We start from the raw sequence: 255 nt of genomic DNA on the forward strand, positions 1-255 counted from the left end.
TGGACGGCGCAATCCTGGTTTGCTCCGCAGCTGACGGCCCTATGCCACAGACCCGCGAGCACATCCTGCTGGCCCGTCAGGTTGGCGTTCCATACATCATCGTGTTCCTGAACAAGTGCGATCTGGTTGACGACGCAGAACTGCTGGAACTGGTTGAAATGGAAGTGCGCGAGCTGCTGTCGAAGTACGACTTCCCAGGCGACGACCTGCCTATCGTTAAAGGTTCGGCACGTATGGCGCTGGACGGCGATACCG

At 58.8% G+C, this 255-nt stretch carries 1 protein-coding gene; it reads left to right on the top strand.

Annotated features, from left to right (window positions below):
• Positions 1-255: GTP-binding protein (locus GTP27_RS24500; RefSeq protein ID WP_229634313.1), on the top strand; the 255-nt coding region annotated here is incomplete at both ends.

This window comes from Duganella qianjiadongensis, assembly GCF_009857915.1.
Lineage (GTDB): Bacteria > Pseudomonadota > Gammaproteobacteria > Burkholderiales > Burkholderiaceae_D > Rugamonas > Rugamonas qianjiadongensis.